Annotated in this window: 13 protein-coding genes and 1 pseudogene; 8 read left to right on the plus strand and 6 right to left on the minus strand. The window is 53.7% G+C overall.

Annotated elements, in window-relative coordinates; all coding sequences use genetic code 11:
- The first annotated feature begins 52 nt into the window (after window positions 1-52).
- A complete protein-coding gene (locus tag KGA81_RS27075; protein ID WP_223550198.1) occupies window positions 53-802 on the plus strand; it encodes a peptidase in 750 nt (249 codons plus the stop codon).
- 1110 nt (window positions 803-1912) lie between these two features.
- Here KGA81_RS27075 and KGA81_RS27080 read toward each other — a convergent pair.
- The 4 genes from KGA81_RS27080 to KGA81_RS27095 form a co-directional block, all read right to left on the minus strand.
- Window positions 1913-2182 carry a hypothetical protein gene (locus KGA81_RS27080; protein WP_217835163.1) on the minus strand — a complete coding sequence of 90 codons (270 nt, stop codon included), beginning with the start codon at window positions 2180-2182 and terminating at the stop codon, window positions 1913-1915.
- On the minus strand, window positions 2172-2504 hold the full coding sequence (locus tag KGA81_RS27085) for a hypothetical protein (RefSeq protein ID WP_223550201.1): 333 nt from the start codon (window positions 2502-2504) through the stop codon (window positions 2172-2174). The genes KGA81_RS27080 and KGA81_RS27085 overlap by 11 nt, the downstream gene beginning before the upstream one ends.
- 615 nt (window positions 2505-3119) lie before the next feature.
- Window positions 3120-3875, minus strand: coding sequence for a UvrD-helicase domain-containing protein (locus tag KGA81_RS27090; protein WP_223550203.1), 756 nt, complete (start codon window positions 3873-3875; stop codon window positions 3120-3122).
- Between the two features lie 123 nt (window positions 3876-3998).
- A complete protein-coding gene (locus KGA81_RS27095; RefSeq protein WP_223550205.1) occupies window positions 3999-4502 on the minus strand; it encodes a hypothetical protein in 504 nt (167 codons plus the stop codon).
- A gap of 555 nt (window positions 4503-5057) precedes the next feature.
- On the opposite strand from KGA81_RS27095, the gene KGA81_RS27100 reads away from it, so the two are divergent.
- From KGA81_RS27100 to KGA81_RS27125, 6 genes and pseudogenes are all read left to right on the plus strand, one after another.
- On the plus strand, window positions 5058-5741 hold the full coding sequence (locus KGA81_RS27100; protein WP_223550207.1) for a hypothetical protein: 684 nt from the start codon (window positions 5058-5060) through the stop codon (window positions 5739-5741).
- A gap of 230 nt (window positions 5742-5971) precedes the next feature.
- On the plus strand, window positions 5972-7945 hold the full coding sequence (locus KGA81_RS27105; RefSeq protein ID WP_223550209.1) for an ABC-three component system protein: 1974 nt from the start codon (window positions 5972-5974) through the stop codon (window positions 7943-7945).
- A gap of 1 nt (window position 7946) precedes the next feature.
- Complete coding sequence (locus tag KGA81_RS27110) at window positions 7947-8546, plus strand: ABC-three component system middle component 1 (RefSeq protein WP_223550211.1); 600 nt, start codon at window positions 7947-7949, stop codon at window positions 8544-8546.
- A complete protein-coding gene (locus KGA81_RS27115; RefSeq protein ID WP_223550213.1) occupies window positions 8543-11551 on the plus strand; it encodes an AAA family ATPase in 3009 nt (1002 codons plus the stop codon). Before KGA81_RS27110 ends, KGA81_RS27115 begins: the two co-directional genes overlap by 4 nt.
- A gap of 425 nt (window positions 11552-11976) precedes the next feature.
- Window positions 11977-12290 (plus strand): annotated as a pseudogene (locus KGA81_RS27120) (hypothetical protein).
- Window positions 12291-12491: 201 nt separating this feature from the next.
- Window positions 12492-13769 carry a hypothetical protein gene (locus tag KGA81_RS27125; RefSeq protein WP_223550215.1) on the plus strand — a complete coding sequence of 426 codons (1278 nt, stop codon included), beginning with the start codon at window positions 12492-12494 and terminating at the stop codon, window positions 13767-13769.
- 230 nt (window positions 13770-13999) lie between these two features.
- Here KGA81_RS27125 and KGA81_RS27130 read toward each other — a convergent pair whose 3' ends face one another.
- On the minus strand, window positions 14000-14425 hold the full coding sequence (locus tag KGA81_RS27130) for a hypothetical protein (RefSeq protein ID WP_223550217.1): 426 nt from the start codon (window positions 14423-14425) through the stop codon (window positions 14000-14002).
- 993 nt (window positions 14426-15418) lie between these two features.
- Here KGA81_RS27130 and KGA81_RS27135 point away from each other — a divergent pair.
- Window positions 15419-19903 (plus strand): sacsin N-terminal ATP-binding-like domain-containing protein, encoded by a 4485-nt coding sequence (locus KGA81_RS27135; RefSeq protein WP_223550220.1) that lies wholly within the window; start codon window positions 15419-15421, stop codon window positions 19901-19903.
- Window positions 19904-20477: 574 nt separating this feature from the next.
- Here the strand turns inward: KGA81_RS27135 and KGA81_RS27140 are convergent.
- Window positions 20478-21536 carry a DNA-binding protein gene (locus tag KGA81_RS27140; protein WP_223550222.1) on the minus strand — a complete coding sequence of 353 codons (1059 nt, stop codon included), beginning with the start codon at window positions 21534-21536 and terminating at the stop codon, window positions 20478-20480.
- Between the last annotated feature and the right edge of the window lie 13 nt (window positions 21537-21549).

A 21549-nucleotide genomic window follows, 5' to 3' on the forward strand; every position in this document is an offset into this window, starting at 1 on the left:
GCCGTCGCAAAGACGGTATGGCCTCTTATCCAAAACTCACGAGTTAACGCAAATGACTTATTGCGTCGCTATGCACCTGGCCGACGGGCTGGTGTTCATCTCCGACTCACGAACCAATGCGGGCATCGATCAGATTTCAACGTTCCGCAAGTTGTTTATTTTCAGCACGCCGGGCGAACGCGTGATTGTGTTGCAAGTCGCGGGCAACCTGGCCACTTCGCAATCGGTGGTCAACCTGCTCAAGCAGCGTTCCATGGGGCAGGGCCCGCACCTGTTGAATGTCCGCTCGCTCTATGACGCCACGGTACTGGTGGCCGAAACCGTTCGCGAAGTCGTCGCCCGGGATCACACCAAGTTGGCAGGCAAGACCGACTTGAGTTGCTCATTTCTGGTCGGCGGGCAGATCGCGCACGGGCCGATGGACGTGTACAGCATTTACCCGCAAGGCAACTTCATTCAAGCGACCGAGGACACGCCTTTCTTGCAATTGGGTGAAAGCAAGTACGGCCGGCCGATCCTCGATCGCAATCTGACACATCGAGCGTCACTCGAGGAGGGCCTGCGTTGTGGGCTGATCTCGTTCGACTCGACCATGCACAGCAACCTGTCGGTGGGCATGCCGCTGGATCTGCTGGTGTACAGGAAAGACAGTTTTAGCGGTGCCAAAAGTTATCGCATCACGGCCGATGACCCGTACTTCATTCGTGTCCGAATGCAGTGGGCTGCCGGACTGCACGACATGCTTGCCGCACTGCCGGAGCCGCCTGACACCTACATGTCGGGGGCCGCCAACAAAAACTGACGTGTCACCTTTTTTTCAGGCGCCGCCCGGATTCCCGGGCGGTTTGTCTGCTGCAGCAATCGGTCATTACCAGGGCGCACGATTTTGATGGAAAAGTTTCAAATTCATGGAGTCGCAAGGAAGACACCTGCAGTGGCGATCTGCCTCAATACATGATTTAACATAATATACATTACACGTAATTCCATATTCCCATGATTGACCCTGACCACACAGATCTTGAAACACGCAACCACATCATCCTAGTCCGCGGAAGCCATTCCGACCCTAATTTCGGAAGTAAACTCACCTAAGCGGCATTTACCACCTATTACGATCCATTTTACTGGTTGAATTGACCGTCCGTCCTGTAGACCCGTTTCGCGATTCTGTCCACTGATGCCATTGGTACGAAATTGCTTCCTGGTGCGGTTTGCCTGAAACTCGGCAGTCGTTCAAGCGCCCCATTTTGCGATGACGGTCTCAAGCGCTCTAGACAGAGCCTTAAGCGCGAAGCGAAACATGAGTCATAGGCAACGAATATCCCCGTTCGCTTTTTGATCAAAACACGATCTGCGGTTTGCGATCGGATTTCTGACCAAGGGTCTAAATCATCTAATTGGAAGAAATTCCCACCTCATTGCATTTGGAAGCGATTTAGGGCCGATGGCATCACTTTATCCCACGAACCACAGCGAGCCTCCTGATTACACTACCGCTGGACGACGCACCCATCAGGCAGCGAATTTGATCAAGCGCACAGCGACAGCTGATTCATAAAGGATAGCCGTGAAGCCTCAAACCATAACCTAGGTTTGATCTCCGGCTTACCAGCCAGCCTGGCGAAGCGCAGTCTGTCACCTCAGACTGCCAGATACCCGAAAATCCCGACACTTTGCCGATCCGATCATGCTCCAGCCTAGTTGCGATTCCGGTCTACCTCGATCCTGTTCGGTTTGGTAAACGAGAATCGCCGACTGCGAAATCCGGGGCAAATGACCTGCGCGCGTTGCACTCCAATGCAACAAATACAAAACTACCCTTCTTTCTGATGTAACTCCGACCCTAACTCAACTAAATGAATATTTAGTTCAGTTAATTCTGTGTGATTTCGGAATTGACCGCCTCCTCCTATACAGAGTTACCCTTTCGTTGAAAATAGTCAGGATCTAGTAACACTATGATTTCCCTCGGCGAGGCGCCATGCTGCTTCGCCAAGCTGTCCAGATCAGCCAAGAAACGCACCATACTTGCAACCCTGGGTTCTGACAATTCTGCACACGCGTCTGCGTATTCTTTACCAATTACATTATTGATATCGAACAAGCGCGCCACGCTTTCAACATCAAAAAAGCCCTCTTTCACAAGCCCATTCAGGGCTTTATTGCGCTTAGTCGACATTGACATTCACCCAGCCTCTCACCCGAAAAGGCTTTTCCGAGCTGTGGGAAGCCTCCACGTCCTTGAGACCTAGGATGTAACGAAGTTTCAACACGGTCTCAAGGCTCAGGGCTCGTTGATCTAGATCCCCTCTGACCAGCAGGAGCGCAATGACCTCCTCCGAACTGAGCTTGTATTTCTTCATCAGCTTGGCGAGCTTTTCCGAGAAATCAGAGTCAGGCGTGGTGCTCTCACCTTTCTGAAGGACGCTTATTTCCTGCTCCAGCTCACTTATACGCTGCTGAGCGAGGCGGATCGCTTCAAGGCGGTTCGGGGCATTCATAAACTGGCCTCCACCTGCCGGTCTGTTGCATTTTAACTGACTAAGTTTGACCGTTTGTCTGATCAAAAAACCGATATTTACCAATAGTGTAAAGGTTCAAGTGCCCCCTGATGGTTCGTGGCGGTACTATGCCTAATACGCATAGGCGTGGCCGATAGCCGGCAGGATGGCATCTCAGGCATTGCTAGGCCTCCCTTCAATATTTAGCATAAATTGACAGAGAGCACCGCTTTGCCCTGCCTAGGTGCTGAGCAGATCCGGCAATTTATGTGATAAATGTGCGTGCCACTTTGGATCGGCTGTCGTAAACCTAGCCATCGGCTAGCACCGCCGTCTCGACCCGGTGGGCTTCGATCTTCACGCCTGCGCGCTCCGCTTGCCTGTTCCAGCATGGTGGTCATAGCTTGGAGTCCTCAACGAAGTCGGTGCTCGATACGAGCCACCTGCTCGAGGCTTCAGGCTCTGAAATTTCTTGCGAAATTAACGCTACGCACCGCGATGAATCCGCTTCGCAATAGCCACCGCGTATTCATCGATACCCAAGGGGGCCACTGGAAAATGAGCTTTCGCTCTACCATGAGATCATTACCCTCATGAGCGCCCTGCTCCTTTCAATTACGGCATCCACACCGGTAGTTTGGAGTTTCCAGGTTTGTCGATGATGATCGCTAAGCTTTGCTTGGCCCGCGTAGCAGCAACATAAAAGGCAGCCGCGGACGTTGACTCCAGATAAGTCTGCTTCTGGATGAAGGCCTTGATGGGCGCGGTAGGCATGATCAGCACACGCTCGAATGTGGCGCCTTTCGACACCTTGAAATTGATGAAGTCCAACGCGAATTCCTTACCAGAAGCTATGGTGCTGCGCAGGCACTGAGGTCGGTACCGCCCGACGTATTGGTCGACATGTTTTGAATGCACCAGGTACACACCATCATGTTCAGACACCACGTGGTTCTCAGATGTGGTTTCTGGGAAACCCCATGACTCATCAAAAATAGTGTCAGAGAACGTCGCTATCTCAGTTCGGCAGCGGTAAGTCGTGGTCGCATAGTCAATGCTCAACAACCCTCCCTTTTCGCGCACAAGAAACCACTCAAGCGCACCTGCGTACCCATACTGTTTGTTTTTCTGTCCCCTCGGGTTGGTCGAGAGTACCGCCTGGCGAACGTCACCAACCATGCGGACTTCGATACGTGACTCAAGCAATTCATGGACGATTTCCCAGTCGTAGCCACTGAGATCTTGTACCTCGTCGATCAGAATCTCGTCGTAGAGACATTCCAATCTGCGTATCAGCGCCGGGGTGGCCGCCATCAGTTCCTGTGCGAGGCGACCAAGCTCGCATGCATAGACCTGGTTGCTACCTTCCATAAATCTCTGCTTGCCGTTCGCGTAAGCAATTTATTCATGGCGATTATCCTCTGGGGTAAGCTTCACGTGCTCAGCCCACTGCTTGGAGTGCTGAGCACATGAGCACCTTCAATACTATCTATACTAAATCCGCGGGAAGCGGCGACCGCGCTGACGCCACAGTTCACCAAGCGGAGGATTTTTAGGCGATGGTCGGGGATGTCCGCGGAGGGGCAGTGATAGGGTTACAAATATGTCTTCCAGAATGTGTTTGATTTTGATCGACCCAACTACTGTAGTATCCCAGGCGAGCTTTGGTTGCAAAGAAAGCTCTTTGAATGCTTTAACATAGCTGGCATTACTGAACTCGGACGAACTGTCAACGTTGAAGTAGCCTGGGTTACCAGAAAAGTGGTGTGCGATTGCATTCCGAACCCAGTTGATAGATGTGTCTTTCAGTTGACGAGTATGAGTCTGAAGGTTTTTTTCGGCATGTATTTCATGAATTGAGAAACCGATAATACTTTGAGTTAATTTATCGACCGCGAGTGTGATAATCGGCTTGTACGGGAGCTGATTGAGCTTGTACGGGATTCTACTTAGGTGTGCGCCACCGTTTAGTGAGGGAATTTGATTTTTCTCATTCATTTTTGAATTTCCTCTAGCTTTCGAATTGAATTTTTTTACCCAAAACAACTAGCCTAGGATTTTTTTCTGAAGAGTCAAGGGGCGAATCTTAACTTCATGAGCTCAGTGGAAGTGCGAAAAAACTAAATTATGTTTCCATCGCGCCACAAAGGCAATTCCGCCAATCTGTAGTTTTTTTTCAATCGGCGCGCTGTCAATTTATATTAATTGTTTTAAGGGTAAGTGCTAGTAGAGTAAAATCAATAGGTTAGATAGTGAGATGGCCGTTAATGCTGGCAGTTAATATTTAATGAATTGCCAATTCGGCAATATTTGGAATTTTGTTTTTTGCGCTGAGACCTCAAACAATATAATTATATTGTCAGATTTCCCCAATTGGTTGTGATGATTTAATTATTACAGGTGTGGCTTGTTATTGCATTTTAATATGTGCGATTCGTCGGTTATGATGAGAGCTAAAAAACAGTCATCAACTCGCCGCAACTAGGGTTGCGTTTTCGGATCAGCAACACTGGCTTTGTTTCGGAACGCATTCACTGAGCACAGTAGTCGATTATGATCATTCAACTCCCTCCCCAGTCTGACAAGCATCAACTCACAGCAAAAGCGCCGATCCATCACCTAGCAGATCACAAAGAATTCTTCCTGCTCTTCAATAACAGAAGTTATTGGCAGAGTGAGGAACAGTATCAATATAACTACAACCTCTTGAGCGACCGCCTTCTAACACTCAGTACTTCCAAAGGCTGTTCCTTGAACAGCCTAAAGCAAGATGCTAAATATCTACGGCGTGAGTTTAAGAGAGTAGGAGCGGATATTAAGCTGCACTCCATTCATACCGCACTTTCTGGCGCGCTGGGCTATAGTTCATACATTCTTGCCAGGGACTGTAGAGCCGTTGACGACTTCATTGATAACCTTTGGCCCACAGATGTCGTGCTAGGCAAGAAATTTATGGAGGGTCGTTTATGTTTGGAAGAATGGCCATCGACAAAATTATTCCAGTCGCTTAAATCGCGCATTTCTTTCAACAAAAAACGTGACAGAATCGCCAAGCTAAACGCTGAAGATCTCAAAGTTATAACGCGCAAGCGGTATGCGATGTCCTACGAGGAAAGTCGCCTCGGCCGTAAGCAGGATCCTGCCGACTCCACTGTCGATGGCCACGGTTTCTTGCTCTCGCAGATCAGTTACAGCGGCGGCCTTGTGGAGTGCCTTTATCTCATCACGCAGAGCTGAGATCTGCTCCATGAGGTGTTCAGCCACCCCAGCGGACTTGGCCTCTCCCTGGCGTAGTACCTCAATTTGGGTGTTAAGAGACTGAACCAAGGCTTCCTGAGTATTGAGGGCTTTGGTTTGCTGTGACGATCCCCACCACACTGCACCCTACTAAGCCATTTCAGGTGCTAGCATGTGGCACACTGCCAGCGGATCTGGTCGGGACAATAACAAAGTGAAGGGCTGTCGGTATGATTAGAAGGTTCCGGCTGGAGCAGAAGTCTCATTACGAGAGGCTAGTGATAGCTCAACGTTTGTCGGACATGCTGGTGAAGTTCCTTGATGGCCGGCTCGCTCCACTGGCGATCGGAGCCGAACAGGGCGGTATCGAGGAGTGGGATGACGTCGTGATCCAGCACTCTCAAACCTCCTTCGAGCATTTGCAAGTCAAACGCCAAGCCAGTGATTTCTGCACCAAAGATTTTGACAAGGCAAAGTACAGGGCCAAGCAGGTAAAGAGCGGATCTGCGAAAACGACATTACAGCCCTTACCTGGCCCTAACCCGCCCCCTTTGAATGCACCTCTCAAGCCCAAAAAACCACCACAGGAAAACTCTGTCCTGGATTCAGCGTTCGCTAGCCTAGCGAAGCATGCCAGCCAAGGAACATTCGACGCCCTACCCGATCGCCAATTCAAGTTGACCCTCGTGGGCTCTAGCATGAAGGTAAAGGCTGATCTGACTGTCGACCATGTCGATGCTTTATGCAAACTATTCCGCCAAGACGGAGTCAATCTCATTGATCTAGCTAGCAGCAAGGATGGCCCTACAGTTAGGGCCTACACGTGGCTGACGACCTGGTGTGGCTTCGCAGATTGGGCCCAGATCAGGGACGTACTTTGTCGAGTCACCATAGTCTGCGTGGGCAACGACGCTACTTTGGAACAACGTTGCGCTGAAACTCTAAGCCGGCATTTCACCAATCCTGAACGTGCTCTTAAACGGCTGCTAACGTACATCACCTGGGGCACCTCCCACGTTTCAACCCTAGGATGCCATGCGGTACTGAAAGAGCTTAAAGACGAGCTTCGCCCAGATATCGAAACTTGGGCACAGTATCTATTAGACGAAGAAGTTTTACCTGCCGGCAGGTCATGGTCGTTCGCTGGTACCCACGATCTTGGTGGTAGGGCTTCCTGCTCTGCGCATGGGGTTGTGGAGCACATGTGGAGCAGCGAACCTGGGAGCCGTAAGCTCAGAATATACGCCCCATACACGCCCTCCATCGGAGCAAATCTCACTCTTCCATCTGCGATACTGCGCATGGCTTTGCACCTGCCTAATGGCAGTCAGAGCCTAATGTTAGGCTTGCCAGCGTGGCGCGGTAGCGTCGGTCATGAGGTCGGGCACACTTTCGGTTCCACGGAGAGCGACCTGAACAACCTCCCTTGGCTCGAAAACCCTGAGCGGCTTGCTTGCGAGTTGGATCATGAATTCAAGACACAAAGCGCAGCCCGGGCTGAAGCTGAAGCGCTCGCAAGCGCCATGGACGATCTCGTATGGCAACGTCTCATACGAGGTGTCTCTGAAAAGCTTGCAGCGATTACTGATCTGGCCCTCGCTGACGCGATGGAAGCGGTTTGGCTGGAATGGTTGGACGGATTCGCGACGGATCCAAAGAGCCGCCGCACGTTTCTGGAACAGCTTCTGTACCCGCCAACAGAAGGGAAAAACGCCAAGCATGCTCTTCGCCTCGGCCCCCGCACCGTTGACTTGCTGGTCAGCGCAGTTGAGGTTCTGTTGTTGGTTTCGGTGGGTGTCGGTGGAATTGGCACAAACTGGCAATCGTTCCCGAATTGTGGGGCGGTACAGAGCATCGCACTCAAGTATTGGTCAGGCCCCGCAGGCAGCGCTCCGGAAGTCAGGGAGTTATCTGACGATCCGTTGATGACGGTTATCGGCCCTTCCCCTCCCCCTGTCGTAATCCTATCAGGCGTGAGCGCCTCTCCCTCAGAGCTATTGAACATAGGGATGGCTGACGACGCTGAGGCGGCTACCAGCATGGCGGCCGAACGCCAGCCGAATCTGCTCGTCACCCGGTCTGGGGCGTTTAATCATCTGCGTAGGGGGAGCCTGGCCTCTGTGCGACAACACTTCACTAAGCAATGGCAAGATCGACTACTCGCCCGCGAGTCAGCCATCGAGACGAACGCGAAAGGACTTTGAAATGCTAACAATACCGGAGATGGTTGCAGCCATCTCGACGCGGGCCGAAGGTCGCTATGAAGTTTCCTTGTCCGATACGTTTGAACTGGAGTTGCCGTCGATTGCGATCGACTCTACTACGGTGCAGCTCAAGCGGATCAGTCAGGAAGGTGCGGGCTGGCGAACCGTGTTGATTGCAGCTTTTACTTACGATCAGGCAAAAATTCTAGATGCGTTTCGGTGGGCAGCGGATGTCCGTGACATGCTTGCGGAGCCCCAAACAGCCGACCTTTATATGTTCATGCTTATCGAAGGTATCGCATCAGAGGACGCAGCTCGTCTAGAAACGGATGATCGCTTCTGCAGAAAGGTAGTGGTCAGAGAGCAGGAAGATGTAGGTTCCTTTCTAGACCGTAGTTTCTTGGCGACCCTTTCGCCCGCCGGTAGCTCAGACAACATCAGTGATCCACTGCTAGCGTCCCTGGGCTCACTGGGGCTGTCGCATTCCTGGGTGGTGCCACACCTCGAAACATGGCGAGAATTATTGTTATCTGGAAAATCAGGCGGTGATATCGCAGAAGCCCTGAAGGTTGAAGCGTTTGGTGTAGAGGACTCCCAATGAAACAGCTGAAGTCCATTACGCTTTCCAACATCCGCAGGTTCGGCGCCGATACCACGATTGAGCTTAGCCGCGGTGCAACCATTCTCCTCGCGCCCAATGGCACCGGAAAGACGGCAATCTTCGAAGCCATAGAGTTCGGTCTCACTGGCAAGATCTCCCGACTCGGCGACAATCTTTCCCCAATAATTCGAGACACTCAAACCATGGCTCGAGTGAGCCTGGATTTCGGTGAGGTGCAAGCCTCTGCTCAGGTCAGCAACATTGGTGACGTTGAAAGAACGGGCGACCTAAGCCCTCTCTTTCCAGACACAAACCCTGAAGACATTCCGTTTCTGCTGAGGCTTACGCACCTGCTGGATCAGCGTGAAGGGGAATGGCTGGTAAAAGCAGACCCAAAAATTGCAGGCTCGCAGTTAGCCCGGTTGCCAATTGGCAAGGATGGCACCCAGGTTAGTTCTGCTCTCGGCGGCATTCGCCGCGCGCTCACTGAGCAACTGAAACAAGCCAAGAGCTCACTCGAGGCACTCGAAGCAGAATTTAGTGAATGGCAAAGCCTTACGCTTGAGCGGGATCTTGCAGCCTCTCAGTCTCAAGGCGCGCTTCGTAGCAAAGAAAACATCGCAGAATCCATTTCGGATATCGCACGCCAGGCGAAGAGCTTCGAGCAGTTGCCCGCTGGCCTACTCGTGCCGCCACTGGGCCAAGACGGCTTGGAAACGGTGCACGACGCACTTGAGCAATTGGTACAAGCCAAACTTAACCGCCTTCGAGATCAGATCACAGCGCTCGCTGAGGTCGACGGGCTCATCGGTCGATTCGTTTCTGAACAGGCACGTTCAGAGCAGCTTGGTAACGATCTGATCGCTGCTAAGCAGCAGCTTGCAGAGAAGAAACAAGATCGCATCCTAGTCGCTACCAGTCATGAGCAATTTCAACAAGAATTGGTCACTGCGCAAGGTGAGCGTGATGCTATTTCTCAGCAGCTCAACCGGCACGTGAACGAGAGCCAGGCCAAGGAAGCGGTCGATCAGCGCAAGCAGGTACTGGAGACCGCTGACAAGATTCTGGCCAGCGCTGAGACTCTGGCATCCACCTTGCGTACCGAAAATGAAGGCAATCAGCAACTCGGCGTCCAGCATGAGCTTATTAACAAGCAACGAAACGCGTTGCTGTTGATAGATGCTGACCTCCTAACCGCTCGGGAACTCCTTGTACGTTGGGAACAGACTCTTCAGGACGTTGCAGCGGTTACGGGTGCCATCAGTGCTGAGGAGGCACGAGAGAGTATCCTTCAAGAAAAGCTTCGTATCGCGGTTACGTCGAGGGTGGCCGCGGAAGCTGAAGAACTCACTGCGAAGAGCCAGCACCAGGCTTTGACTTCGGCCGCTGATTCAATCCGGCAAGCCGTTGCAACCATCGCAACCCATTTGCCTGCCGATCGCGGTGATTGTCCCCTCTGTGGCGAAGAACACGGCGCAGTAATCCTTCATGAGCGTGTCGCCAAAGCTTTGGAGGCGATAGACCCAAATGTCGTCGAGGCTGAGCGACGCCTCAAGAAGTCCACCGATGCGTTGCGTGAATGCACAGAGGCGGTAGAGAGCGCCGAAGCAGAGCTGAGAGCCTGCAAAAGCACAATTGTCGAGTTGGAACACCGGCGGGCGGGTATGCTGACGGACGTCGACGATCTTAAGAACAACGCTCTGCTCGGCGCAGATACAGTACCTCTTGCGAAAGAGTCGATTCGACTTCGCGAAGATGCAAATGCTTCAGCCAAGCTTCAACTCGACATTAAGCAGAGCAATCTTGCGCTCGCCCCCGCCCTGGAAGTCGTTGATCAGACAAAAAACGCCTACGATTCCGCCGTCCGTGCATTGGACGCAGCCCGAGTAGGCCGATCAGAGGCCAGCAGTAGGCTCGAGCAAGCGACCGCGGCGTTGGCCGCAATCACAGCAGACGTCCCGCCAGTAAAAACCCTAGAGGAGCTGTCACTGGCGCAAAACCAAAATACCAAACAGATCACTGACCTGAACGCCAGAGTGGCGGCCGAGCAATCCGTTCTGGATCGCCAGCAGACTCAGCTGGCTGAGTTGACAAATAGAGTATCTGAGCTGGAAACCCAGCTGTCCGACGCCCAGGCTCGCCTCGCTACTGTCCGAGCTTCTTGGCGCCAGCTGTCGTTCGCTGGCGATCCCCTTGCAGAGGTTGCGAGCAGCTATGAGGCTCAGTTGCAGTCATCCGTCAGCGAGCTAACTCGACACTCAGAAACACTTCAAACTATCCAAATCGAGATCGGTGCCTGGAGCAAATTGGAACAGGCGCGCTTGGCTCAAGGTCTGTTAGATCGTCGGCGCGGCGAGCTCTCGGAAGATGAGTTCACCGCTAATCTTCGTCAGCGGGTGGAGAAAGAACAATGGGATCAGAGGCGTCTATCACTTCTTTCTGATGCGATGGACACTCTCAATCAGCACCTATCAACCGAAATCGCTAACGTCCAAAAACATGTCCTAGCCGTCGTACCCCGGTGGCAGGCGCTCTTGAAGCGAGTGGTCAGAGAACCGCGGTTTACCGGGACAAACCTTGATTTCCGCAGCCTCTATCGAAAGGAGCGTGCTGAAGTGTCGGTGCCGCTCCATGGTGAACTGGTTCCGGTGCCAGCGATAGCCAGTGAAGCTCAACTGACGGATTTGCAGCTGACCTTCCTGCTGTCAATGGCGCTGGATCATCAGTGGTCTTCTTGGCGCGGCCTGCTTCTGGATGACCCAACCCAGCATCATGACCTTGTGCATGCAGCGTCAGTCTTCGATGTGCTTCGTGATTACATAGTCGATCATGGCTTTCAGGTTGTAATTGCAACCCATGATGCCCTTCAAGCCCGTTACTTCATGCGTAAGCTGCAAAACGACGGGATCGAAGCGCGTATATGGTCACTCGCGCCAACTCCTGATGGCGTTACAGCCTCAGAAAGTCCGTGGCCAGGTAGAAGCCAATTAACGGTGACTGAGTAGTCGACAGTGCCTCAAAGCTAGTAGCCACCGTTTCTGGCTTTTGACCTGGTGCGGTTGCTACTCGGCGTTCCGTCAACGTCGACCACTACTAAACGAAGCCTCACCAGTGCATTGGTAGCGGAAAGTTACTTACTGCCTTTGAAATCTAACTTAGCGCTCTCCCCCTAAAAATAATGAACAATAAAGGCTGGGGCCGCACTCCCGCTCCAAGACGTGAGACGCTATATCGCTTGAACATGCCCAACCTAGAGAATAACGTCCGATAGTCAGCGCAAACCGAACGCTGTCCGGGCAAGTTCCTCAACGAGCAGCTTGCAGTCATGACGGTTCGTAACGAGGCCATCATTGACGGCAGCGCGGCATGCCTCCCATGCAAGGTTTCATATCCCATGAGTTCGAGACCGATTTGCACAGGCGCCCCCGTTTTGTCCCTTAACCCCCTTACGGCCCGTGAGGCTTGCCAGGTATTGCGTGACATCGCTTTGGGCCTGCGCACCATGCGCCGACTCGGCAGCCAATCTTGGACTGAAATTTACTGCGGACTGAGAACCTAGAGGTGAATGGGAGGGTGACCACGCTTTACAACGATTGCGACACGCTCAACTATTGCGACAGCTGCTATAGCCCAGATGGCCGGGCCTATATCTACGATTCTTTTCAACGATACGGTACCGACCCAGTGGAGCTTCTAAGTGCCTGGGAACATGCACAGCTCGTTAGTTTACTCAGTACCGTATGAGCCATTCCCAGTGGGTAGTCCACCAACATCCCTACATACCTAGCCACCATCCATTCGCTGTTGCCCTCGATGCCATGCTTCATCGGCTTAGGAAAGCCTGAAGGAGTGAATGCTCGACGCAGCAACATTGATAACTCGAACTAGCAGCTTTCGGTTTAACATTCGTGCCCCTCCTCCCGCATTGGCCTAAGGACTCGTCAAATGCCTGGCATCAACCTCAAAAAAAGCAGCCTTGCGTATTACGATCATTTCACGCAAACCATCGTGCTGAAACGAGCCGAACAGCCTGATCTCCTGAACCTTGCGAATGCGGTTTACAACCCAGAGTGGAACGCTGGGTTGTTGCTGGTCGATGGCGCCCACAAGGTTCTAGCCCCGTTGGCGCATGAGTTGCGTCATTGGGTAGATATGAACTGCTCGATCAGAGGCCTGAAGACGCTTCAGGAGGTCTTTCGGCTGATGGCAGACCCAAGCGCCTCGAGCGCCGCAATCAAGCCGCTCAAGCAGGACATAACGCTCAGTCATTTCATCGAGCGGTATGAGCAGGACGACGGTGCGGCTCGTTACCCTTGGCAGGTCGATTTTTCCATAAGCAAACCGAGTTTCCACGAGCCGATTGAACATATCTCGCTTTGCTTCTCTGGCAACAGCGCGCGCGCGAGTAATCGTATTCTGTTCAAGTCGCCGGTTTACTTGGGCAGCATGCTCGAAACCTGCGCCTACTACCAGGAGCAGAGGGATGTCATGCCCCTGTTCCATCAAGAAGGCATGCCACGAGATGCGCGTGGCAACGCTGAAGCAGCGACCATTCAGTTTCTCCAAGATCCAACTCTGCCTGAATACCATGCCATCATTCATGCGATCTCGATCGCCGCGCGCCAACGAGAGGGTACACATGGAATAACGCTCGCTGCGGGGCTTTGCACTCTGCTACTCAACATGCCGCAACAGATGCTTAAAGAGAGCTGTCGGCGGGTGGAAGATGGCCTGAAAGGTCGCCAATACGGCTGGGGAGTTTCTGCCGCTGATCAAATGCGCGCGATGTCGGCAATCAATCCCGAAGCTGCTCTGATTCACAATGCTGTGGCGGAACTAGGCAGACGTTCGCACTCTGAGGCGCTTGCTTACAGTGATGACCTAATCTTTGACCTGGTGCCCTTTTGGAAAAAACGCCGAGCGGAATTTTTCGAGCGCAGCCACATGCATTTTGTGGCTCAGATAAATGCCATCCAAGGCCCAGAATACTTTCGAGCCGCTATCCCTGCATTGATCGAAAATAATCAATGGCTCATGGAGCAGAAAACCTTGGCGCTGACGCTCAATAGGCTTCCTAAGCGCCCCCCAATAATGTTCGGGGACGGCTTTGTACTTGATGGCGCTCCAGAGTTTTCCGGTTTAGTACCGAACTACTTGGAGGCCGATACATCAGAAGCGACTGCGCTGCTCGGAATTCGCGAGCTTTCTACGGAGCCAGCATAGACGAAGCCCGCACGGTCACTGTTCATACCACAACGCTGGTCAGGGCGCGGAGCCTGACTGGCAGGTTACCTGCAAAAAACCACTTAAAAGCTGCGCAAGCTTATTACCGTATTCTGGTTGGCCGTCTTGGTCTCCCCGTGCGGTGCGGGCGAACTCAGTCAATTGTTTTTTCTGGCGACCTAGCGCGAGCCACTGGGCGAAAATCGCCTCCCCCTTTGTTGATCGTTGGGCTACTTCGAAGTTGACACAACAGATACCAATTCCAAGTATTTGTATTTTTGCTTCTTCGCCGCGGCCTTTGCCTCCTGCTCGGCTACCAGCTTGCTCAGGCTGCTCGAGTCGTGAACAAAGACGTTGACCTCACCGTCATACACCTTAGATACATGTAAGGTCACACGAAGCTTGGACGTATGGTAGCCAGTAATTTTCTTGGGGCGGGTTGCTGGGCTTGGAGTTGCTTGGATCGGTGCTGTATCAACTGATGGTGCTGCTGCCTTGGTCGTCACCGGATCCACACTGGATCCGAAGAGTGCCTTTCGCATTTCTTCTTCACTTAATTCAATAGCCATAGATCTGCCTTGGAAAACATTGAGGGCTTCATTCGTATGCCCGTCATACTGCGATTGGCGATTAGGCAGGGGCTTGTCCATTAGCATGGTCGAAACCTCCAGATGTCGATGATAGCACCGGGATTGCCGGCCCTGCTCTCGCCAACCACGATCCCGGATCTTCGTCGCAGGTTGCTCTGTCGATGCAGCCAGCTTGGGAATGCGTGCGCTCAAAAAGATCGTGCGCGCGGTCAGGAACCGCCGTGACCACTTGAGCCACCCGTGGGATGATGCTTTCTCCGAACCTGCCCCGGAATCTTGAGACACTTGAGCAATACTAGCGGGCACGAAGACTTGAATGGAGAGGGAGCAGCATGAGCCTAATCGACGAGCTAGATAAGAGCCTGGAGACCATCGGCGAGATAGCTGATCTGCTTGAAGCACAGATGGGTAGATGCGAGCGCGGCAGAATGCCCTTGGTGACTTGGGTCACTAGCCGCTTTCACAGCCCGATGAGCTGGAGAAGGCTGCTCGTAATTTGCCTCGATTGCCACCTGAGCTACGCATGGATTACGCCGCCTAGATTCACACGTTCAAGCACGGCTAAGCCATTCGGTGAATGGTAGGCTAAAGGCTTTGAGTAATGAGGGCACATTTGTACTCCGCGCAAGATGGCGTGAACGAAAATTGGCTACGAGAGCGTAATCGAAGACAGGCACTGTGGCAGCTCTCCGAAGTGCAGCTCAGCGATCAACCGCCTTGGAGATTTTGCAGCGCCTGGATGCCTTGAGCGACTCGATGAGAGAGCCCCCTTGAGTGAATGCCAGATCGACTTGCAGCAGCTTGCCGAGCTACCGCAAGAGTCTCACCGGATTGGCTGCGGGCTCATCCGCGACACCGATATCCCCGAACCTTAGAAAGTCCGTTTTCAGTAGTACTGGGCATCGATGCGCGTGTCCGTGTCCTAGAAGGATTTTATCGGCACGACTGGACAGACTTTCATCCTTCGGAAGCTGCATGGCCTGTAGCAGGAATGGAACTCGACCCACAGCCCGTCTATGATCGGCCGATCTCAAAATGCCTGCATGGGGGTAGTTCATCATGGACGAGCAACTCGGACGCTTACACGCTACAGCCTGCTTCAATTCAGCCTCCACGTTTAACGAGCCAACGCTGCGTAGCAAAGCGTATGCAAACGCGGCGCTCACCGAGTTTGTCAAACTTCAGCGTGAGCAGCCCGAGATCCTGAGCACGCTCCTCAAGGGGGGAAGTCAGGGCGCCAAACGGTTGAACACCGACCCTTACCAAGGGCTTCGTGAGGTTATCCAGAACGCTGATGATCTGAACGCCACCTCCGTGCAGTTTGCTGTGCAGACCGTCCAGGGCAACAAACAGTTGGTCATCGTTCACAACGGATTGCCTGTTGAGTTGCCCCACGTGCTGCCGATGATCTATCCATTCTATTCCACCAAGCAGAAATCAGCGGAGTTGAAGGGACGGTTTGGCATCGGCCTAAAGACCCTCACCCAGCTGGGCGAAAATCTTACAGTCCACAGCGCGCCCTTCCATTTCGGCTCACGCGATGACCATGTGGCAATGGTGGAAGAAGCCATGCCTATTGACGATTTCTACGACCCCCACGCCAACCAGACAATGATCAGCGTCGATCTCTATCCGGACTATGACCTTGATTCCCTGGAAGCCTGGTTTGATGAATGGGCACCCAGCGACCTGATCTTCCTGGACAACGTACGCGCCATTACCTTACTCGACTTGGACGAGCGCGTTTCACTAAAGCATTTGGCGATCCAGCAGACGCTACCCGCTTGCCACTTTAACCTGGCGTTAGCCAAGCACCAGAGCCGTGTCACCCACTCGACCTTCTTGGTGGACAACGCCCTTTGGGAGCGCTTCGTTTGTGAAGTAAAGGTTCCAACCGGGAAAGCACGCGCTGCAAAAGCGACAGGCGATTACACCCCAATCGGTATTGCGATGCCGGCAGAGGGTAATGCTCGAGGACGGCTCCATGTAGCGCTGCCCACCAAGATTCACACCAATGCTGCATTCTCCCTGGACGCTCAGTTCGACCCGTCTACTTCCCGAGAGGACATGATCCATGGCGGTTGGAATCAGTGGCTGACGGAAGCGTCAGGGCAGTTTCTCGGTGAGCTGGCCATCCACTTGGCGCAGCAACGCAATACGCTTGCTTGGTTAGCAGTCCCTATTGGGGCCAAGACAGACAGCAGTTCCGAATGGCTCAACAAATTGTTCAGTGAACAATGGGCCAAAGCGATAGATGCCTTCAAAGCTTGCTCGACCCTGATCGATGGTCGCTACGCTTTGAGCCAGATTTCGTACTGCGATGTGTCGATCGACGGGATGCTTACGGAAGCCGACCACCTCGCGGTGAGCGGGTGGCCAATGTTGCCCGAGTGGATGCGAGATGATAACGGGCGTTGGCGGGTGGTTTTGGAAGCACTGTCCGTCTCACATGCGTTAGAGCTCGGGGATGTGTTCGAACACTGTGACCAGGACGGATTCGAGCGAAAGCCTCCAGCATGGTTCTTGGACATGGCCATGAGGTGTCTCGATCTGGATGATGACTATCCGCTGCTCGACACCAAATGGGTGCCGCTTGCAAGCGGCCAGCGAACACAGGCTAGATGTGACTACGAAGCCGATTCCTGGCTAACAGGCCAGCCCCCCTCGATTGACCTTGCCGCTCGCCATCAGCTGACGCATGTTGTCCACCCTCTTCTGCTCTCTACGCCTTATGCACCACTTGTAGAATGGCTATCAGAGAGCGCCAACTACAAGGCAGAGGTAGCCGCGCTGGATGTCCTTGAAGCCTTCGCCAGGCGCTTCGCAGAAGGCCCCATTGCAGCAGACAAACAAGATCTTCTGGATCTGCGTGACCTGTTTGAGCACGTCGACACAAAGAATACCGACTTGGGCCATGAGGTTGGAGCAGCCCTGCTAATTGACGCGTTTAGCTATGTCGTGCTCGATGATGGTCGAACAACTACGACGAAGGTGCTTGCCTCGCCCACCAACGTGTACTTGCCGGCATCCATCGCCGACTCGCAAGACGCCTGGTCGAAAGCCGCGGGCAATACGCCGGAGCTGCTTTGGGCATCGGCGAACTACGCCGAGGTTTTTAAAACCAGCAGAGCAGACCAACGAACAACTCAAAATGAGGTTGCTACAACAAGTCGGAAGCGAGGCGTGAAGCGTTTTCTATCATTGCTTGGCGCTGAGATTTCACCTCGCCTTGTTGAGGCCAACACCGACTCCGCGCACATTGTACTCCCCTCTCAGTTTGCAGCTCGTCGCTACCTGGGCCGAGCACGCGGAGGGTTACGACGAGATTTCGTCTCGCCCGATCTTGATGCCGTCATCCGTAACATTCGACAGAGCCCGCCCCTGCCGGTATCGCGCAAGGGTCGAAAATCTCGTACGACCTTGGGAGCTTCCGGCCCCTCAGCGGTTGAGAGAGCGATAGAGGTGTTCCGTTGTATAGATAGCGACTGGGCCTCCTTCGAACCCTACAGCAGAACCTTCGCCTACCGAGAAAGCGGCAGAAGCGATAGCTCACCGGTACCCACCACGTGGCTCGCGAGGTTAATTGACAATGCGTGGTATCCGAACTACGCAGGTACACCTTGTAAGCCTACCAGCCTCATTGTCGAGACGAAGGTCACGCTCGCGATGTACGACCATCACACGGATTTCGCCAGCGGCTTGACAGAAGCAGACGCCAACAGCGAATTTGCTCGCGCGCTGGGGATGCGCGTTAATCCGCCCGTTTCACAGCTAGTGGCGGCCCTAGAGCGTGCTCGGCAAACGTCGTCATCTGACGATCTCAGTCTAATGAGGTTATACAAGGCTCTGGCTGGCCATTGCCCCCAGAGCACCTCCGCCGTTGCTCCTGAAACGATGATCGGCGACATGCAGGCCTTGAGTCTGCGTGGAAAATTCGGCATTGCGCGATCGTACAAAGGGCTCATTGCCCCGTGCATTACGACTTCCAAAGGCAGCAAGGAATGGTTCAGTATGCGAGCTGTCTTTGCCGGCAAAGACATCTTTCACGGCAGGCAACCTTTCGTTCTGTATGACCGCAGCCTCACCCCTTTGTGGAACGCGCTGGGCATCACTCAGCCTGACTTGAAAAGCTGTATCAGAGAGCTGGAATGCCTGGCTAAAACAGCGTATGAGCGTGAGCACGATGCATTGTTGCTCGACATCTATAGGCACATGGATAGGCATCTGGACAAGGCGACTGCCGCGGATCGACGAAGCCTGAGCCTCCTGCCTTTGCGCTCAGGCGATACCTGGACGACAAAGCGCCCACTGTATTATTCGCACTACTCAAATCTCAAGTCCGACAAGATCGCCTTGTGGGTGCCACCCTGCGCGGTTGACACCATTCCCCGATTCGTTAACGCCGCAGGTCTGGAGAGGCTTCCATTCGCTGCAGCCGCTCCTGTGAGAACGAACGCGACTACCGACGAGCTGCACTTTCGTTTTCACACCGCACTTCGCATGCTCAAGGCTGACCTTGCGAGAGATGATGAACGCTCGTACAAGGCAATGGAGCCATGGACTCGGTTCGACAACGCCAGCGTAAATCTGCATCTGCCGGGACAGCTGATCGTCAACGCAGCACCCAGAGGCTTGCGGCAAATTCCAATGCAGCTTCACGCCTACTCCGATCTGCCCGCTCTTGCTGTGCATTTCGATGACGAGAAATTTATTGGCAGAAGCGAGTATGGCGGCATCGCCATTGCGGGTCTGGGCGATGGCACGTGTACGCGAGAAATCGCGCTAGCGTGGGTGTCCGCCTGGGCTACCAGCGAAGACTGCGAGTACATCCCTGACATCAGTCTCGCTACTGAAACTGTGGAAACCAGTCTTGATGCGTTGATCGCCGAACAGGAACGTTTGGGTGGAAATAATCGCAAGCGAGTAATCAAGCGGGATGCTGGGGTGACGGCTGCCACAGACAATCCTGAGCGCCCCATCCAGACACGCAAGCTGAAGGCGCTGCCTCCCGAGTTCCAATTTACTGTTGATGTCGTTGACGGATGCGATCTGACTTTTAAGGGGCCGCAGCCGCGCAAGACTGGCCCGCTTATAAATCAGCCGCTCACGCCTAAACGGTCATCTTCGACCTCGGTGCCAGAAAGCGCATACAAGCAGTACTCTTCCGCAGAATTGCAGCTCAAGGCTTGGGCTTACCTCGAAGCTTCGCTGCGGCGGGATGATGCTGTTCTGGTTGACCTACAGGCCTACCGAGGGATCGGCGCCGACGGCGCTCTGGATAAGGCCACATTCATTGAGATGAAGTCGTTCGCCCGCGGGGCTCCCGCGGAAATCACGCTCACTGAGACCGAGTTCCGCCGTGCAGAAGAGAGCAAAACCAAGTTCTATTTGGTGATCATTTCGGGGTTGGAAGAGGGATACGAAACTGAGCTGCGTATCTACATCAATCCCACCGAAAACCTTCCATGGACGCCCAAGGGTCAGGTATCGATAGGTGGACTAGCCAAAGGGGCTGCGTTGGTTCTGAAGGAGGTTCTGGACTGATCGAGGTGAGAGGACATGCAGCGACCTGCTTTGGTGCCTGAGGGAGTGGCTCTCAAGGGGGAGGTGACCCGCTGACGGGCAGTGGAGTGAATCACTCTCCGTAGCGCTCAAGGAGTGAGGCGCGAAACCCTCACTCCCTAGGGTGAACGCTCCGATGCAAGCCATTGACCCGCCCTCAATCTCAGACTGAACACGCGCTCACTTGCTCGGGAGTACGTCGATACCATATCGGAGTGTGGATTAGAGGTCATTGAAAGGTGCTAGTGGGCCCGCTGTCGTTCTGCTTGCACAACCCACAGAAGGCGAAGGTCGGTGTCCAGGACGCCTTTCAAACCGATAAGAGGGGCATGTTCTCTGAGGCTCTTACGGCCTTTCTATCTGACGATGAGGCGGGCGGCCATTGATATCTAGTGCCGGCAGCATCCAGCTTCATAATCGGAGCTAGAGGGCCGAATGACTCAACCTTTTCCGCGAGCATTTGGGATAGACGCTGATGAGCGAATTTCCAACCTGAGGTGCCTTCATCATGGCTACGTGGATTTCCTGTGATCTGATCCATGCTTCATCTCCTCGGTCATTTCGAAGGTTTGGCGTGCCCGGCGATTTGCTTATCCTCTACTCCTGAAGAGGCATTGCTACCCTCCTCCAGGCCTGGCTCATCAACCCTAGCCTGCCGCAGTTGCTCATTCTCTTTCTGTAGAGTCGCCAACAGCACTGCGGTTTCTTGCTCGCGCAGATCGGCTACAACGGCGGCCTGGTGGAATGCCTTGACCTCTTCGCGCAGAGTTGAGATCTGCTCCATAAGGTGCTCAGCCACCCCAGCGGACTTGGCGTCACCGTGGCGTAGCGCCTGAATTTGGGTGTTGAGAGACTGAACCAAGGCCTCCTGAGTGTGCAGGGCTTTGGTTTGCTGCCTGGCTTCACCGAGCAGGCGTTCATTGTCACGATTCAGTCGCGTCAAATCGTCCTGTTTCACCGCGATGGTCTCCCGCAGCTTGCGCTGTTCAACTTGCATCTCATGCAGTTGAGACTCGTGCTTGCGTTGATCCTGATCTCGCTGTTCCTTCGCTGCCTCTCGATAGTGCTCGAGCGCTCCACGGGCCTGGACGTGCTTTTCCTCCAGCGATTGGATGTGTTTGTCCTTTTCAGCAACCAGCGACTCAAGGTCGGTGCAGCGCTGACTGAGGCCCGCGTTACGGGTCAGCTCAGCCTGAAGTGAGGACTGGGTGGTCGCAAGTTCAGCGTTCTGCGTCTCTATCGCGACCTGTTGGGTGGCCGAATTACGTTGTGCGGTAGCCAGCTCCGATCTGAGCTCGATGATCTGGTTTTCCAGCGCGGCCCGCTGCAGGTCAAAAGCTGCGGTCGCCTGGGAGATTACTTCCTGGCCCTCCTCCATAAGCTGATCCAGCAGCGTTTGCAGCATGCCGTTGAGCGTTTCGCCCATACGTTCACGTGATGCCACGGGCTCTGGACTGGAGGGCTCAAGCTCTTTCAGGTACCGAGAAATTGTTGTCTTGGAGCCCGTATTTCCGAGCTCTACGCGCACTGCATCGATGCTGGGGTTGACTCCCCTGGCCAGCAGCGCCTGACGTGCTTCTTGCACAACAGCTTTATTGATTCCGCCTCGGGCCATGGGGTCTCCTACG

This window comes from Pseudomonas sp. A-B-19 (assembly GCF_019947515.1).
GTDB lineage: Bacteria > Pseudomonadota > Gammaproteobacteria > Pseudomonadales > Pseudomonadaceae > Aquipseudomonas.